The sequence below is a fragment of the Pseudomonas sp. FEN genome, from assembly GCF_904067045.1.
Classification (GTDB): domain Bacteria; phylum Pseudomonadota; class Gammaproteobacteria; order Pseudomonadales; family Pseudomonadaceae; genus Aquipseudomonas.
Map to the genome: position 1 here is coordinate 316035 of NZ_CAJFDC010000014.1, position 17496 is coordinate 333530.

Genomic DNA, 17496 nt, shown 5'->3' on the forward strand with positions numbered 1-17496 from the left:
AGCTCGAACATTCCCAACGTCAAGCTTCTTATCAACTGCGAACTCTAAACCCGCTTGCTCAGGCAGGTTGCACTGCTTGAGCTTCGCTCGTGTGGTCAGGGCGGATTTTGAACCAGATGGAGTACATCGCTGGCAGGAACACCAAGGTCATGATGGTTCCGACCAAAGTACCGCCGATCAGTGTGTAGGCCAGCGTGCCCCAAAAGACCGAATGGGTCAGCGGGATGAATGCCAGGATGGCCGCCATCGCCGTCAACAGCACCGGACGAGCCCTCTGTACGGTGGCTTCGATGACTGCGTGAAATGAATCCAAGCCTTCCTGGGCGTTATGAGTGATCTGCCCGATCAGAATCAGCGTGTTGCGCATCAGGATGCCCGACAGCGCAATCAAGCCGACCAGGGCGTTGATACCAAACGGCTGGTGGAAGATCAGCAACGTCGGCACCACGCCAATCAGTCCCAGCGGTGCGGTGAAAAACACCATGATCATTGCCGAGATCGAGCGCACTTGGACAATAATGATCAGCAGCGTCAGGGCGATCATGATGGGAACCAGCGGCACTATCGCCTGACCGGCCTTGCCTGATTCCTCGATTGCCCCCCCCTGCTCGATCCGATAGCCGTCGGGGAGCGTGTCGATGATCGGCTGCAGTTGCTTGACGATCACACCCGATACATCGGGTGGCTGGAGGCCTTCGGCAATGTCGCCACGCACGGTGATAGTCGGTGTTCGGTCACGGCGCCTGAGGATCGGATCCTCCATACGCACATCCACCTCTCCGACCTGGGACAGAGGGATACGCTGCCCCGTCGCTCCCACCAGCGTGAACCCTTCAATCCGAGCGGGATCGAGGCGGATGTCGCCCGCGGCGCGACCGACCACCTGCACTGAACGAATATCTTCACGAACCGCCGTGATCGGCACCCCGGTCAGCAGGAATTGCAACTGCTGGGCGACTGCGCTGGATGTCAGTCCAACCGCCTGCAAGCGGTCCTGATCCAAGCTGAAATGCAGCGTCGGCGTCAGAGGGCCCCAGTCGCTGTTGACCGTCCTCATCATCGGGCTGGCTTGCATGAGATCTTGTACACGGCCCGCAATCTCACGCAGCTTCGTCGGGTCGGGCCCCATGACCCGATAGGCCACGGGGAATGGCGAATACGGACCGAACACAATTTGAGACGCCCTGACACGGGCCTCTGGGGCGAGCCCTGCGGCGACCGCTTCGCGAAGGCGGGACTTGAGCGTTTCGCGTGCCTCCTGACTGCCCGTCAGCACCACGATCTTGGCAAACGATGGATCGGGCAGTTCTGGCGCTATCGCCAGAAAGAAACGCGGCGCGCCCTGCCCAATATAGGCCGTGACGATTTTTGCCTCTTCCTGCTTTTGCAGCCAGGCCTCGACCTTGGCGGTAGTGGCACTGGTCTGCTCGATGGAGGTTCCGTAGGGCATTTGCACCTCGACCATCACCTCGGGGCGGTCGGATGTCGGGAAGAACTGCTTCTTCACCAGGCTCATGCCCAGGACCGCCACGAAAAACAGCGTGATAACCGTGCCAGCCACCAGCCATTTGCGGGCGATGACCCGTGTCAGAATCCGGCGAAAGCGGTTGTAACGGGGGGTATTGTAGATAGCCGCATGCCCACCCTCGACCTTCTTGATGTCTGGCAACAACTTCACGCCCAGATAAGGGGTGAAGGCTACCGCTACAACCCAGGAAGCGATCAGTGCAATGCCGACGATCCAGAACATGTTGCTGGTGTACTCGCCGGCAGTGGACTGGGCGAAACCGTTGGGCATGAAGCCAATCGCCGTGACCAGTGTACCGGAGAGCATCGGCGCGGCCGTATGACTCCAGGCATACGCGGAGGCTTTTATTCGATCGTAGCCCTCCTCCATTTTCACCACCATCATTTCAATGGCAATGATGGCGTCATCTACCAGCAACCCGAGCGCCAGGATCAATGATCCGAGGGTAATACGGTCAAAGTTCTTACCGGTGGCCGCCATCACCACAAACACGATCGCCAGTGTCAAGGGTACGGCAGCCGCGACCACGACGCCTACCCGCCAGCCCATGCTGAGGAAGCAAACGAGCATCACCACAAGCAGCGCGACAAAAAACTTGACCATGAACTCGCCAACGGCCGAGTCGATATTTACGGCTTGATCGGTCACCTTGGTCAGCGTCATGCCCAGCGGCATGCGCTCATTGATTTTGGTCGTCTCGGCGTCCAGCGCCTTGCCCAGATCCAGGCCGTTCCAGCCTTCGCGCATGATGACCCCCAGCAGCAAGGCCTCTTCGCCGTTATTACGCACAAGAAAGGTTGCCGGGTCTTCATAACCACGTTCGACAGTTGCCACATCGGAGAGCTTCAACGTGCGCCCCTGAACCACAATCGGGGTGTCACGAATCTTCTGCACCTTATCGAAGGCGCCATCCAGGCGGAGGAAGACCTGTGGCCCATTGGTTTCGATCGAACCGGCCGGCGTGAGCACGTTCTGATTATTCAGCGCGGCAAAGATGTCCTGAGGCGAGATGCCCAAGGTGGCCAATCGATCATGCGAAAAGGAAACAAAGATACGTTCGGGCTGTTCCCCAACAATGTTGACCTTTTTCACGCCCGGCACATGCAACAGTTGTTGGCGCAACGACTCTGCATCACGCACCAACAGTCGCTGCGGCTCGCCTTTGGCTTTGAGGGCGAACAGCGCAAACGTCACGTCCGAATACTCGTCGTTGACCAATGGCCCGATCACACCCGCCGGTAGCTTGGTGGCTTCGTCGTCGAGCTTTTTGCGTGCCTGATAAAACTCTTCCTGCACCTGTGAGGGTGGCGTGCGGTCCAACAACGACACCATGGTGAAAGCAAGACCGGGCCGCGTATAGGTTTCCGAGCGGTCGTACCATTTCAATTCTTGCAGGCGTTTTTCAAGCGGCTCGGCTACCTGGTCCTGCATTTCCTCCGCAGTGGCACCCGGCCATGCGGTAATGACCGTCAACTGCTTGACCGTAAATGGCGGATCCTCCGCACGCCCCAGCTTGAAGAACGCCAGGGTGCCTGCAACAGCGATCAGAAAGATCAGAAACACCGTGATGGATCGCTCACGAACCGCGATCGCAGAAATATTGAAGCGCCCCTCGCTCATGGATGACTCCCTGCAACGCTTGCATCATCCTGCCGAGATACTCTCACTTCCTCTCCATCGCGCAGCAGATGTGCGCCTAATGCGACTATCTGCTCGCCAACTTTGAGATCGCCCGCGACTCGCGCAGCGTCGTCGCTCAGGCCCAGGACCTGAACAGGTCGCCAGGTCACTTTCGCAGGTGTACCGGTGATGACCCACACGCCAGTGCCTTTGCCCGGATCATAAATGGCGGCGATCGGCACTTGCAGCACCGGCCCATGCACGCTGCCTTCAGCGATCCGAAGAGTGACGGTCGAACCCAGTGGTGCGTTGGCCAGCGCGCCTTCAAGCACATACCGCGCCTCAAAGGTGCGCGTCACAGGGTCGGCCGAGTCAGAAAGGAGCCTCAGCCTCGCGGTAACAGCCCCCGTCGTGTTGCCATAAAGCGTCGCCTGTGCGGTGGTTCCCGCGGCAGGGCGTAGCGTCTCGGGCAAATGCACGATGGCTTCGCGCTGCCCCGCCCGCGCCAGTCGAACCACGGACTGCCCCGGGCTGACGACTTGCCCGGGCTCGGCGAGTGTCTCCACCACAACACCATCGCTGTCCGCAATCAGTACTGCGTAGCCAGAAGCATTACGAGCGACGTCAGCCTGCGCTTCAGCAGCGCTGAGTTGCGCCTTTGTGGTATCGGCGGCGGCCTTGACCTGGTCGTAGGCCGATGCGGAAACAGCGCCTGCGGCGACCAGGTCGCGATATCGAGCCTCGTCATCGACTGCCTGCCTGGCTCGAGCCCGAGCGGCTGTAACCGACTCCAGCTGGGCTCGCGCCTGCAGCCCCAAGTCGATGGGGTCGAGGCGCATGAGCGGCTGGCCACGTTTAACGGTCTGGCCGGTATCAACCAGACGCTCAAGTATCTTGCCCGAGACCCGAAAACCCAGATCGCTCTGGACGCGAGCAGCCACGACCCCTGTAAAAGAACGCGAAACGTCAGACGACCCCTGAACCGCGGAGAACCTCACCAGAGGGGCATGCGTGCGCGGATCTTCAACGGTGGATGAATCGCCACACGCCGTCAGGACGAGAGGCAACAAGCAAGCGGCAATGGTGACAGGTCGAAGCCGGAGCATAGGTTCCCTTACTTGAATAGATAGAACAGGAGTGACATTTTCAGACCAGTGACCAATATTGTCAACAGTCACAAATCCTGCGACGCCAGGCTGCGCAATATCAGCGCAGCCAGACACATCGACGCTTCCTCCACCATGCCCAGGCTGTATTGCAGCAGCTCCGGATTGATGTAGGGGCGCATCACCAGATAGATGGCGCAGACCACCTCATCAAGTGGTGTTTTGCGCTCGAACTCCCCGGCCTCGCGCCCCTCCAGAATGATTTGCGTGATGACCTTGCGTAAGTGCTCCTCATGCTCCCTCACCGACGGCCACCGATCCCGCGCGGCAACGGCGGCAATGTCGTAGAGCTTGCGATCATGGAAGAACAGATCGCCGCCAGCCTCTACAAGCCCACGGAATAAGCCTCTCAGCTTCTCGGAAGCCGTCGCCGCATCCAAAACCATGGCGTCAATGATCCCCATGACAGTGGCAAGGCGGTTCGCACAGATCACCTCGCCGATCGCCTGCTTGGAATCGAAGAACTTGTAGATATAGGCCTTGGAAAAACCAATGGATCTGGCGAGATCGGACACCGTGGTTTTTTCATAACCGTAGCGCCCGAAGTGCCCGGTTGCCGCCTCGACGATCTGATCACGGACGCTGTGCTCCGAAGGCCCACGCAAGTGGGATGTCCGTATGTGTCCAGTCATTTTTAAACCTAGCTCGAGAGCACCAATTGACAGCGAGTGACCACAATGTAATATAGTCACCAATCACAGTCGTTTCAAGGAATCTCAATGCCCTCCCTCCGCCCCGTAGCTCTCTTGGTGAGCGCCAGCTTGATGGCAGGTTGCGCGGTCGGTCCGGACTATCACCGTCCGGACGCTCCGCTTTCGGATCGCTACATGAGTCAGCCTTCGGTCGAACGGAGGTCCGGAGTGACCCCAGCCAGTCTCGTAGTCTGGTGGGAAGGCTTTGGCGATCCAGTGTTGAGCGACTTCGTGTCCAAAGCCCTTGAGCAGAACCTGGACCTGGCGCAGGCGTCGGCGCGAGTCACACAGGCGCGGGCCGGGCTTGGTGCGGCAAATGCGGCTTTACTGCCCTCGGGGAACATCAGCGGGCAGGCCGCGCGTGCCTACCAGTCAGTCGAAACCCCACTCGGCCAGGTGTTGAATTCAACGCCTGGCTATGATCGGTACGGAAGCTCCTACGAGGTCAACCTCAATGCTGGCTGGGAGGTGGATGCCTTTGGCGGCCTGCGCCGCGGACGCGAGGCCGCACTGGCCGAATACCAGGCCTCCGAAGCTGGCGTCGCGGCCACGCGACTGGCCGTCGCGGCGCAGACCGCCGATATCTACATCACTATCCGCGGGTTGCAGACACGGCTGGACATTGCGAACCGACAAGTCAAAACGCAGCAGGGGCTGCTGGAGAAAGTCCGATTGCTCTACAGCAAGGGTCTCGCCGCCAACTATCAGGTTCGCCAGACCGAGGGGGCGCTGTCGCAGGTCCAAGCGACAGTGCCGGTCCTGCAAGCCGGTCTGGATGCAACCATGAATGCACTGGACGTAATGCTCGGCACGCCGCCAGGCACTCATCGCCCGCAACTGGCAAATACAGCGAGCATTCCCCTGGCTCCCCAGATAAAAGCCACGGGAACGCCGGCCGACCTGCTGCGCCGCAGACCCGATCTCATTGTGGCCGAGCGCCGTCTTGCGGCCTCCAATGCACGCATCGGAATGGCCATTGCCGAGTACTACCCGAAATTTTCCCTCAGTGCATTGCTGGGTAGTGCCACGGCGGTATCCGGCGGCAATCTTTTCAGCAGTGCTGCCAGCCAGTCGGCGGGCGTACTGGGGTTGCGCTGGAGACTCTTCGACTTCGGTCGGATAAACGCTCAAATCGATCAAGCCAAGGGACAGGACGCGGAGGCGCTGGCCGCTTACCGTCAGTCCGTGCTGCGCGCGACCGAGGATGTCGAGAACGCTTTCTCCGCACTTGTGAATCGGGAAGCCCAGGCCACGACCCTCACCGAGGGCGAAGCGTCTCTGACAGAGGCTCGCCAATCGTCGTTCATCGCCTATGAGAAAGGCACGGCCAGCCTGATTGATGTCCTGCACGCCGACGAGACGATGCTGCAGGCTTCCGATGCTCGGGCGCAAGCACGGACAGAGTCGGCACGGGCAGCAGTCGCGGCATTCAGGGCCCTCGGTGGTGGCTGGCAGCCTCCTGAAGCCCAGCCCGTGGCGACTCGATGACTTAATTGGGTGGCGCCTGCCCCTCCTCTTTCAGCTACAGCCAAACACGTGAATACATGAAGTGGGCTTCACCGAGCGAGCGACGATCATTGGTCTCAGTCGTTCTGATTGCGAAGCAGCTATCTGCCGAAACAGCTCAATAAGAACCAACCGGAGAACGGCAATATGAAATCGAATGAGAATTCCTGGGTACTCATCACAGGTGCATCAAGCGGATTTGGCGAGGAGTTTGCCCGGCAATATGCAGCACAGGGAAAATCGCTCGTTCTGGTAGCAAGAAGGCTGAGCAAGCTCGAAGCGCTATCGGCGCAGTTGCGTGAACGCTTCGGCGTCGAGGTGATCATCGAACAAGTAGACCTGTCCTCGATCCCGGCGATCATCGAACTGCATGAGCGACTCTGCGAACGCAATATAGTGATCGATGTGCTCATCAACAATGCGGGCCATGGATTACAGGGGCCTTTCCTGGATCACTCCCTGGATGAATCCCTGACCATGATTGATCTGGATATCGCCAGCCTGACAGCCCTGACACGCCTTTTCGCGGTCGACATGCGAGCCCGCAAACGTGGGCAGATCCTGATGGTCTCAAGCTTGCTGTCCTTCCAGGGCGTGAAGAATTTCGCCGTTTACTCTGCCGCGAAAGCCTATGTTCTTCGCTTCTCCGATGCGCTTCATCGCGAACTGAAAAATGACGGTATCGTCGTTACCGCACTTTGCCCAGGAATGTCGGACACCGGATTTGCAGAAAGCGCCAAGCAAAAGATCACGCCGGCCTTGAAAATGGTAATGATGCAACCCCAACCCGTTGTACGCGCGGGAATCCGTGCGCTGCAGGCCGGACGCATGAGCGTGGTCCCGGGCTTTGGCAACAAGGCAATCACCGTCTTGACTTGGGCCACGCCACGTCGGTTTCATCAGCGCCTTATGGAACAAGTCATGGGCATCTGAGTTGGCGACGAAGATGCTTTGTTGCCCGTAGGAATACGTGGTCAGCCGAAGCTCATGGCATGAGGCTGCGCAAAATGAGGTTGGAGGTAAGTCTCGGGGCTTCCTCGACGAAGTCGAGGTTGTATTGCAAGAGCAAAGGATTGACGAAAGGCCTCAACGCAAGATGTATCGCATCGACTGTCTCGTCCAGTGGTGTCTTGCGTTCAAACTCGCCGCTTTCTCGCCCTTCACGCACGATTTGCAACACGAAGCGCCTGATCTGCGCGTCGTAGACTTGCGAACTGGGCCAGCTTTCCGAAGCCGCGAACGCGGCGATGTCGTAGAGTTTTCGGTCGTTGAAGAACAGGTTCACACCTGTGACGATCAAGGCTTTGACCAGGCGTCGAAAGCGCTCCGTCGACGAGATGGCATCTACATTGATGGCCTGCTCCACAGCCGCGACGATTTGCGCCAGACAATTTGCGCAGATGGCTTCACCGATCGCTTGCTTGGAATCAAAGAACTTGTAGATGTAGGCCTTGGAAAACCCGATGGCCTTGGCCAAGTCGGAAACCGTGGTTTTGCTATAGCCGTATTGACTGAAGTGTTCGTTGGCCGCCGCGACAATTTGATCTCGAATGTCGTGATCAACTGGGCCCCGGACACTGGGCGAAGATATTGGTGGCTGGTTCATGCCAGTAGCTTACGCAACCCGATGGCGGTTGACAAATACGCGTCTTGGCTGGCTGCTGCAAGTAACCTGCGTTGGTAAAATCCACGGCATGACTTCCTCGCCCAATCTCGATCAAATGACTCTCGACCAACTGCGTGCATTCGCTGCGCAACTGTTGTCGCAAGTCGAGACCATAGGCAAGACGGTTGAAACCATGGGCAAGAAGATCAACCGCGATCAAACGGTGATCGAGAAGCTGACCCACGAGATCGCACAACTCAAGCGTTTGAAGTTTGCCAAGCGCAGCGAGCAGATGAATCCTGAGCAAGCCAGCTTACTTGATGACCTGATCAATACCGATATCGCGGCGATTGAAGCCGAGCTTCAAGCCTTGCAAATAGCACCTGCGGCGACCGAGCAAAAAAAGCAGAAGCCCAAGCACACGGCATTGCCGGCAGAATTCCCACGCACGCTGATCATGCGGCTGTGCACTCAAGCGTATCGGTGAAGATGTCAGCGAGAAGCTGGACTACACGCCGGGCGTGTTTACCGTTAAACGCCATGTTCGTGGCAAGTGGGTCTGCGATGACTGCGAAACACTCGACCGCATTGGTAAATCTGCCGAACAACTCGCCTCCTCGATTGAGGAAATGAGCATTGTCATGCATGAAAGCGCCCAAGGCCTGCATCAGCAGAACGCCGAGATAGATATGGCCGCGACAGCCGTCACGGAGATGAGCCATGCCGTTGAGGAGGTGGCCTCCAACGCGGTTGCGACCTCCAACGAATCCAGAGCCGCCTCCGAAACCGCGCACCAGGGCCAAGTACAACTGGCCGATACGTTAACGGCTATTGGTGCCCTCACCGATAACGTGCTCGACGCATCGAATCAAGCGCGGAACCTGTCCGAGCAGACACGGAACATCAACAAAGTTCTGGACGTCATACGGGCTGTAGCGGAGCAGACCAATCTGCTGGCGCTCAATGCGGCGATCGAAGCAGCACGTGCAGGTGAGGCTGGCCACGGATTTGCCGTTGTTGCGGATGAAGTCCGCTCGTTGGCTCATCGCACCGGAGAGTCGGCTCGCGAAATTGAAACCATGATCAGCACCATTCAGCAAGGTACCCACCAGACGGTGGAGGCCCTACTCACCAGTGCGGACCAAGCCCGCCAGACGCAGGTGCAGGCCCAGGCGGCCAATGATGCTCTCAGTACCATTGCGCATGCGGTATCAGGGATTAACGAACGCAATATGGTGATCGCCAGCGCGGCCGAAGAGCAAGCACAAGTGGCCCGGGAAGTGGATAGGAACCTGGTTCGCATCCGAGACTTTTCGATCCAGACGTCAGCAGGTGCCGAACAGACGCATTCGGCCAGTCAGGAGCTATCGCGGCTCGCAGGCGACCTTAGTGGATTGGTACGTCGCTTCAGGGTTTGATCTCCTCAGGGCCACAACAAACGAGGGGGAAGGTTGCAATCGACGCCGACGCTGACTCGCTATCAAGGGGGCTGCGCTTTATCGGAACTCTTCCACCAGGTTGAGTCTCCATTGTTACCCAGCCCGATCGCGCTATCCGGTTACAGAAGCTGATTTTCCCGGGCGCTTACGAAACAACAACCCATAGAGCACTGGAATCAGCCCCAGCGTCACCAGAGTCCCCAGGGCGAGTCCTCCCATGATCGTAATGGCCATGCCTTTCCACAGCGGACCGGCGAACAGCATCAACGGAATCAGACCAATGATACAGGTCAACTTGGTCATGATAATGGGTCGCAGCCGCTTGACCGCAGCTCCCACCACGGCTTCGTGTAGCGGCAAACCCTCTCCCCGTTCGACCTCGATACGCTCCAACAACAACACCGCATTGTTGACGATGATGCCGGCCAGGGATAGCAAGCCAAAGGTTGCCATGAATCCGAACGGGTAACCGGTCAGAACCAAGGCCACCGACACTCCGATTAAAACAAATGGCACGCTGGCCACCACGATCAACAGCTTTCGAAACGAGTTGAACTGCCAGACGAACAGCAACAGCATCGCAACCAGCGCATGCGGCAGGTACTGCAGTAACGCCTGGTTGGCCGCGGCAGAGTCCTCGATCTCTCCGCCCAGTTCGATCCGGTATCCAGGTGGCAGGTCCATGGCATCGACCTGCGGCGCTAGGCGCTCGACAATCGAACTGGCTGTCAGCGACGGATTGTGCCCAACCACCGTGATCGTCCGCTCCAGGTTGCGACGCAGGATAGTCGACGCTTCGACCTCGGCGCGCACTGTCGCGACGGCAGCCAGAGGTAACGCATCGCCCCCTGCAGCCGGATGGATCAGGGTGCTCTCCAGATCGTTCGTCAGGGTACTGGCGTTCGTGGGTTCGCGTAAGACAATGGGCACGCTCGTCTCGCCATCCTGCATCGAAGACGCCAGCAAGCCCCCGTTGCGCAGCTGCAACGCCTGGGCAATGTCCTGGGTGCTGACCCCAGCCCTTCGGGCCTGGTACTGATCGACGACGACGCTGTAACGCAGTTGCCGTGAGCGCCAATCGTTACGCACGTCCTGCGTACCAGGCAGCGCCATGAGCGCTGCTTCGATCTTGCCAGCGATACCTCGCAGTACGCTTTCATCCGGTCCGATCACCCGATAGATGGCGACGCCAGCTTCGGTGGTGCCCATTGAAAATCGCTTGGGCTGCGCTTGAACCTCTGGGTGCTGGGACAACAGATAGCGGTTTGTACGCGCAATCACCGTATCGATATCAACGTCATCGCGCACACTGACAGTGAAGTAGGCAACATCCGGCGCCGGCAAGGTCGGATTGAGTCCCAATACAATCCGCGGCCCTCCCTCGGCCGCATAGCCGATGCTGTTGACCACATCTTTATCGGCGCTCAACCACTGACTGATATCGCGCACGGTTTGCAAGGTCACACGCGAGCTCGTGCCCGGCTCCAGAGTGATGGGTATCTGAAACTGCTTGCGGTCCGATTTCGGCAAAAAATCATAGGGCACATGGGTCAGCACGACAATCGCCACGGTTAACAACGCCAGCATGCTGCCGAGAAAAAGCCAGGGATGCTGCAACAATCCCTCGATCACTCGGCGATAGCCACGGTAAAAAAGCGAGTCGTAGCCGTGTGAATGGGCATCCTCCTTTCCCGGCACCGGCGCCTTGGCAAAGTGCAAGCACAGCAATGGCGTCACCGTCACGCTCAGCAGCCAGGAGCCAAGCAACGTGATGGCCAGCACAATGGCCAAGGACCGCAGGTATTCATTGGTGCTGGTCTGGCCGAGAAAGAAGGGTGAGAACGCCAGGATGATGACCAGAGAAGAGGTTAGCAACGGGATCATCAATGTGCGTCCGGCGTCCTCACAGGCGCGCTGACGCTCTTCCCCCGCCTGCAGCCGACGCTCGATATCCTCGGCGATGACAATGCCGTTATCCACCAGTAAGCCCAATGCGAGGATGATCGCAGCGATCGAAACCGTCTGCAGCTCCACCCCCAGGGCCCGCATCACGATCAGGGTTCCCAGGATGGTCAGCGGCACGATCACCCCCACCACCAATCCGGTTCGCCAACCGAGAAACAGCATGACCACCGCCATGACGATCACCACGGTTTCCATCATCACGTGTTGCATCTTGGCCATTTCGTGATGCACAACATCGGCCTGGAAGGTCACCACATGCATCGAAAAACCCAGCGGCAACTGTTGCTCCAATTGCGCCAGGCGCTCGCGCAAGGCCTGTCCAAAAGACTGGATATTGAGCCCGGCCTTCATTGAAACAGCCAACACCACCGCATCCTGTGCCTGGTATACCGCAGCACTGTCCGGCTGCTCGTTGGCTGCTACTGAAATTGTGGCCAACTTCTCCAGTGCCACCGACTGCCCTTTCTCCAGCCGAATCGGTAACTGCTCCAACTGTGCAGCAGAGAGCACCTCGCCTGTCACCGTGACCGTGGTTTTCTGCCCGCCCAGCAAGGGGCTTCCCGACGACACAATGAGATTCTGGCTCTGAAGCTGCTGCAGCAATTGTTGAATCGAGAGGCCAACCCCCGCCAAGCGTTGGCGATCAAAATCGAGGTAGAGCCGCTCCTCCTGCAGGCCGTACAAAGAGATCTGGTCCACACCCGGCAAAGCATAAAGCTGGTTACGCAAATGTTTGATCGGTCCGCGCATTTCATTCATGGCAAATCCGGGCGCGGTGACGGCTATTGACGCCACCGCAACCTGCCCGAAGTCATCGTCCACGAAGGGGCCTAGGGTACCGGGCGGAAAACTCGCCCCGGCATCAGCCGCTTTGGCCCTGACCCGTTGCCATAACACGCCCAGGTCCTTGACCTCGTCATAGGCAGTGATCTGGATGATCACGCTGCCCGGCCGTACGGTTGTGATCAGGTTCTTGATCTCAGGCAGCTCCCGGAGCTTGTCCTCCATTGGCTTGGCCAGCAGTTCCTCGACCCGCTCAGCCGGCAACCCGGGAAATGCCATGCTGACCAGCGCGTCACGGATCGTCACCGACGGTTCTTCCTGGGAAGGAAAGCTCCAGAAAGTCAGGACACCGGCCACCAGCACCAGAAAAGCGGCAAACAAGGTCAAGCGGCTGGCATCCATCGCACTACGAGTAAGGTTCATGATCTAGTTGTGCGCCAGCCGAGTAGAAGATTGATACAGGCTCACCGCCTGACCGTTGGACAGGAAGGCGACACCGGCAGTAACCACCTGGTCGCCGTCGGCCAGTCCGCTGTCGATCAAGGCCCGGCCTTGCTCGACACCTGCGATCGATACGCTCCTGGTCGTTACGCTGCCAAGCGTTGTATTCGTCGCGGCAGGCTGGTAGACGAAGACTTGAGCGTTGGCACTGGTCAGCCCCATCAACAGCGCCGATACCGGAATGGAAAGTTGACGAGGTGCATCCGCGTGCAGCTGGACAACGACGGTCAAGCCACTGGACAGCGCAACTGACGGATTACGCAGACGAAAAATACAGGTTTGTAGCAACCCATTTTCCGCCCTGGGCGAGACCCCTTCGAGCACCAAGTCCAAGGACGTGGAGGGTTGCGCCGCAGCGTAGGCCTGCGCTGCATCACCTGGCTTCAGTCCTTGGGCTAGCGCGGCGGGCACAGCCGCAACCACCTGCCAGTCATCACTAGACTCCAACTCAAGCACCACCTTGCCGGCGATCAGTTGCGCATAACGATCAGCGAGGCGCGCCACGATGCGCCCACTAAAAGGCGCGACCAACTGAGCGTGTTCAACCTCACGCTGCGCCAAAGCCAGATCCGAAATGGCTCGACGTTGCCGAGCCTCTGCCTGCCCATAAACCACTGCGGCCGACTCAACGACACTTTGCGCAACACTGCCGGCGGCATACAAACGCTGCTGGCGCTGATAATTGCTTTTTCGCTCAGCCGCCTGCGCCTGGCTCGCACTGACGCTGGCCCTGGCCTGCTCCAGACGCAGCCGCGCAGACTGAGGATCGAGCGCGGCAAGTACCTGCCCTTGTTGGACCCTATCCCCGACATCAACGCGCAAACTATCCAATCGCCCCGCGGACTCAAAAGCCAGGCTGGCGCGCTGGCGCTGCCGGACTATGCCGGTGAAGCGTCCGCCCGCCCCTGCCACCGCCTTTGCCGTTTCCACCTTGACGGAGCGCGTGACTGGCGGTTCTGTGGGCTCGGTACGGGAACAGCCACTCAAGAGCAAAGCGACAAGGCAGACTACACAAAAGCTGCCGATAAGCGATTCAACTGCCCGGTAAATCCCATCGAAACGACGATACATCGCGCTCCCCGATTTCATCAAAGGCTGTGGTTCAACGCCCCCCTTCATCCAGAAAGTTTCGGGTTGTTTAGGGTGACGGTTCATTGCAAAGACTCATTGTCGGAAAGGCGTTGGGCAGGTGCAGTGTCAACACCACAAAGCACGCGATAAATGTCCAGTCGGTTGAGCAATAGCGCCTGACGAGCCTGTTGCCAAACCATGTCCGCCTGAGCAACACGAATCTGCGACGCCAGCAAGAGGGTGCGGTCGGCACCTCCCGCCTCAAGCTCAGCGAGCGTTCGCTGCGCCTTGCTCTGCGCGAGAGCACTCAACACCTTTTCGCTATGCACACGTTCCAGCACATGCTGACGCTCGGTCAGTACGTCAGCCATTTCGCGGAACGCGGTTTGTACGGTTTTTTCGTATTGAGCGACGGCCATTTGCTTACGAACTTCGGCCAGATTCAGGTTGGCGCGATTGCGCCCGCCGTCGAACAACGGTAGCGAGAGCTGAGGGCTAAACAACCACGTACCATTGCCGCCTTCAAACAAAGTGCGCAAGCTATCGCTGGCAATGCCGATACCGGTGCTGAGTTTGATCGAAGGAAAAAAAGCCGCCCGGGGGGCGCCAATGTTGGCGTTGGCGGCTTTCAAGCGTTCCTCGCTCTGTCGAACATCAAAGCGCTCCAGCAGACGTTGAGAGGGCATATCAACCAGCCAGTGTGGAGTGCCAAGGTCAGCAGGCGCCACCTCGACAGACTCAACATTATTCATAGGTGGCAGTGGCTTCGCGTAGCCTGTCACCAACAACAACGCCTGGAGTGAGCGCGCATGCTCTGCCGTCGCAGCGGCCAGTCGCAGGTGGGCGTCTTGTGCCTTTGCATGCTGAGAGGCGACATCGTCAAACGACGCGGCACCTTCGACCTGCTGCCCCTCCACCCTACCCAGTATTGTCTGCTCGGCATCGTCAATCAGCCGTGCATCGACTTGCTGCACTGCCGTCAGCCGTTCAAGCAGATACAACCGGGCGACTTCAGCGATCAGCGCACTGCGTGCCGATTGCTGGCCATAAATTGTGGCTAGGTAGTCATGTCGCGCTGCTTCGGAGAGGCTGCGAACCCGACCGAAAAAATCCAGTTCGAAGTTCGAAATACCGACCGAGGCGAACGTCAGGTCCTGGCCATAGCGTTCGTTGATTGCGGCGTTGTCGAATTGCTGACGATCACGTTCAAAACCGGCAGCCACAGTGGGCATGCGATCAGACCGGGCCGTAAGATAAAGAGACTGAGCTTCCTCGATACGTAAAAACGCCACTCTGAAATCGCGATTGAAGCTCAGCGATAACTGCACCAGTGGCCGGAGCCCCCCCTCGGGTGAAAGCTCTGCAATCAGATGTTCTTCGTTCTGAGAAAGGCCGATCTCAGTTGGCGTGGACGACAGCCCAAAGCCCTCTACCAGAACACTCGCCTGCTGCGTTTGCGGCACGGGCAATGCCGGTCGTTCATAGCTGGGCGCCAGGGAACAGCCTGTTACGCCCAGCGTCAGCAACATCACCGACCAACAACACCAGCGAGATCGGATAGGCTTGGACAGCGATGCGTTTGTCGACATAGGATCCGTTCGTGCCGGTAAGGTCTGGAAATGATCCTAGGCGTCAACTATCAATAAACCGTTCGCTAAATATCAAGATTTGATCAAGAGGCTTTCAGTGTCAGGAAAACGCATTCTGATCGTCGAAGACGATGCCGACAGCGCCAGCATTCTTGAAGCCTACCTGCGTCGCGACGGCTTCGACGTAATACTGGCCGAAGACGGACAGCGAGGCATCGAACTGCACCGTCAGTGCAAGCCCGACCTGATTCTGCTGGATGTCATGCTACCCCGGTTGAGCGGTACCGAGGTGCTCACGGCCGTCAGACGTTGCAGCGATACCCCCGTTATCATGGTCACGGCGATGGGTGATGAACCGGAGAAATTGGGCGCACTGCGTTACGGTGCGGACGATTATGTGGTCAAGCCTTACAACCCCAAAGAAGTGGTCGCACGGGTTCACGCGGTCTTGCGTCGCTACGGCGCAAGTACCATTGCCGAACAGCACCTGCGATACAAAAACCTGCTGGTAGATCTCAATGCCGTCACTGCCAGTATCGAGACTGTCAATCATGAACCGCGACTGCTGGACCTGACACCTACCGAATTCAAGATTCTGGCCACCTTACTGAGAACCCCCACCAAAGCCTTCACCCGTGAAGAGTTACTGGAAACCTGCCTACCTGAAAGCGAGGCCCTCGCCAGAGTCGTCGACGCGCATGTACATAACCTGCGTCGCAAGTTGGAAATTCAGGGCATCGAAGGTGTCTTGGTGACTGTCCGCTCAGTGGGTTATCGATTCAGGTGAATCCCATGTTCGATGTTTCAAAGACTCGACAAAAACCCTTGTGGCGCTGGGTCGGCATGCGCATGAGCCTGCTGGCCATCGGTGCTGTGGTGGCGATCGCACTCGGAATGTGGTTGCATTTTCTGATATCGGATTGGGTGACGCTGCACCGTATGCCTCTCGACGTGCGTCTTGAGTTTGAAAGTCTGCGCGCTCAACCACATCTCAATGAAGCCAGACTGTGGGAGCTATCCGCTCAGTATTACAACGTTGAGGACATATTGCCGGGCATCGCCAACAAGGACTGGCTCTTGCTGGCAAGTCTCGTCGTCGGGGCCATTCCCATCATCATCGTGTGTGGGTTTATGTTTTCACGGCCGCTATCGAGCCAATTTTCAGCCGTTGCAAAGGCCGCACGTCAAGTCGCACAGGGAGACTTCATCACGCGGCTGCCCCCCAGCGGAAAAACCCCGCAAGAGCTTCAACGCCTGGTGAGCGACTTCAACAGCATGACCACGCAACTGGAGCGTTATGAACGGGAAGTCCGTGAGTCGAGTGCCGTCATTGCGCATGAACTGCGTACACCGTTGAACGCAGCCATGGGTCGCGTCCAGGGCATGATCGATGACGTATTTCCCCATGACATCACTCAATTGGAGCTGGTCAGCCGTCAACTCGGTCAACTGAACAAGTTGGTAGACGATCTCCACCTACTATCGCTCGCAAGGGCCGGACAACTGGCCCTCGACAAAACCGAGTTCCCCCTGCACAAACTGGTTTTCGAACGCTTGGCCTGGTTCTGTGCCTCACTCAAAAACGCGGGTGTCGAACCCGTCGTTGAAGTGCCCACGCATTTGAACATCCAGGCAGATCGCGATCGAATGGGTCAGATCATCAACATTCTGATCGACAACTTCCTGCGCTACGCGGCACAAGGACGCGAGCTGTCCATCTCGGCAACGGAGGCTGAAGAACACGTGATCATTACTTTCGCAGACCGAGGTCCAGGCTTTGAAAAGGAAGACCTGAAACGTGTATTCGACCGGTTCTGGCGTGCCGAGCGTTCCCGAGCCAGATACTCAGGTGGTAGTGGTTTAGGTTTGTCCATTGCGCACGCAATTTGCCTTGAACATGTCGCAGACATATCCGCACAAAATCGAGCCGGAGGGGGAGCCATCATCCGGATCAGTATTCCATCTGCCATTCATCTTGAAAGTTAAGCTTGTGCGGTTTAGAGCAAGGAGATACAGGCCCTTTAGCGCGC

Annotated in this window: 11 protein-coding genes and 1 pseudogene; 5 read left to right on the plus strand and 7 right to left on the minus strand. The window is 58.2% G+C overall.

What is annotated here, in order from left to right; all coding sequences use genetic code 11:
• Positions 1 to 58 precede the first annotated feature (58 nt).
• The 3 genes from PFEN_RS17875 to PFEN_RS17885 all read right to left on the minus strand — a co-directional run bounded on the left by PFEN_RS17875 (position 59) and on the right by PFEN_RS17885 (position 4946).
• Positions 59 to 3148: an efflux RND transporter permease subunit gene (locus tag PFEN_RS17875; RefSeq protein ID WP_191488131.1), complete on the minus strand. Its 3090-nt coding sequence runs from the start codon at positions 3146 to 3148 to the stop codon at positions 59 to 61.
• The gene (locus tag PFEN_RS17880; protein WP_191488132.1) at positions 3145 to 4254 is read right to left on the minus strand and encodes an efflux RND transporter periplasmic adaptor subunit; all 1110 of its coding nucleotides are present in this window, start codon (positions 4252 to 4254) and stop codon (positions 3145 to 3147) included. Before PFEN_RS17880 ends, PFEN_RS17875 begins: the two co-directional genes overlap by 4 nt.
• A gap of 68 nt (positions 4255 to 4322) precedes the next feature.
• Entirely contained in the window at positions 4323 to 4946 is a 624-nt protein-coding gene (locus tag PFEN_RS17885) for a TetR/AcrR family transcriptional regulator (RefSeq protein WP_191488133.1), read from the minus strand.
• 87 nt (positions 4947 to 5033) lie between these two features.
• On the opposite strand from PFEN_RS17885, the gene PFEN_RS17890 reads away from it, so the two are divergent.
• Together PFEN_RS17890 and PFEN_RS17895 are read left to right on the plus strand one after the other, a co-directional pair.
• A complete protein-coding gene (locus PFEN_RS17890) occupies positions 5034 to 6494 on the plus strand; it encodes an efflux transporter outer membrane subunit (protein WP_191488134.1) in 1461 nt (486 codons plus the stop codon).
• A 165-nt stretch (positions 6495 to 6659) separates the two neighbouring features.
• Positions 6660 to 7445 carry an SDR family NAD(P)-dependent oxidoreductase gene (locus PFEN_RS17895; RefSeq protein ID WP_191488135.1) on the plus strand — a complete coding sequence of 262 codons (786 nt, stop codon included), beginning with the start codon at positions 6660 to 6662 and terminating at the stop codon, positions 7443 to 7445.
• A gap of 52 nt (positions 7446 to 7497) precedes the next feature.
• On the opposite strand, the gene PFEN_RS17900 is transcribed toward PFEN_RS17895, so the two are convergent.
• Positions 7498 to 8118, minus strand: coding sequence for a TetR/AcrR family transcriptional regulator (locus PFEN_RS17900; RefSeq protein ID WP_191488136.1), 621 nt, complete (start codon positions 8116 to 8118; stop codon positions 7498 to 7500).
• 88 nt (positions 8119 to 8206) lie between these two features.
• Here PFEN_RS17900 and PFEN_RS30670 point away from each other — a divergent pair.
• Positions 8207 to 9536 (plus strand): annotated as a pseudogene (locus PFEN_RS30670) (methyl-accepting chemotaxis protein).
• 132 nt (positions 9537 to 9668) lie between these two features.
• On the opposite strand, the gene PFEN_RS17915 reads toward PFEN_RS30670, so the two are convergent.
• The 3 genes from PFEN_RS17915 to PFEN_RS17925 all read right to left on the minus strand — a co-directional run bounded on the left by PFEN_RS17915 (position 9669) and on the right by PFEN_RS17925 (position 15466).
• Positions 9669 to 12728, minus strand: a complete 3060-nt coding sequence (locus PFEN_RS17915; RefSeq protein WP_191488137.1) for an efflux RND transporter permease subunit — start codon at positions 12726 to 12728, stop codon at positions 9669 to 9671.
• A 3-nt stretch (positions 12729 to 12731) separates the two neighbouring features.
• Complete coding sequence (locus PFEN_RS17920) at positions 12732 to 13877, minus strand: efflux RND transporter periplasmic adaptor subunit (protein WP_191488218.1); 1146 nt, start codon at positions 13875 to 13877, stop codon at positions 12732 to 12734.
• Positions 13878 to 13957: 80 nt separating this feature from the next.
• Positions 13958 to 15466, minus strand: coding sequence for an efflux transporter outer membrane subunit (locus tag PFEN_RS17925; protein WP_191488138.1), 1509 nt, complete (start codon positions 15464 to 15466; stop codon positions 13958 to 13960).
• Between the two features lie 97 nt (positions 15467 to 15563).
• On the opposite strand from PFEN_RS17925, the gene PFEN_RS17930 reads away from it, so the two are divergent.
• Complete coding sequence (locus PFEN_RS17930; protein WP_191488139.1) at positions 15564 to 16253, plus strand: response regulator; 690 nt, start codon at positions 15564 to 15566, stop codon at positions 16251 to 16253.
• A 5-nt stretch (positions 16254 to 16258) separates the two neighbouring features.
• The gene (locus tag PFEN_RS17935) at positions 16259 to 17452 is read left to right on the plus strand and encodes a sensor histidine kinase (protein ID WP_191488140.1); all 1194 of its coding nucleotides are present in this window, start codon (positions 16259 to 16261) and stop codon (positions 17450 to 17452) included.
• Positions 17453 to 17496: the final 44 nt, after the last annotated feature.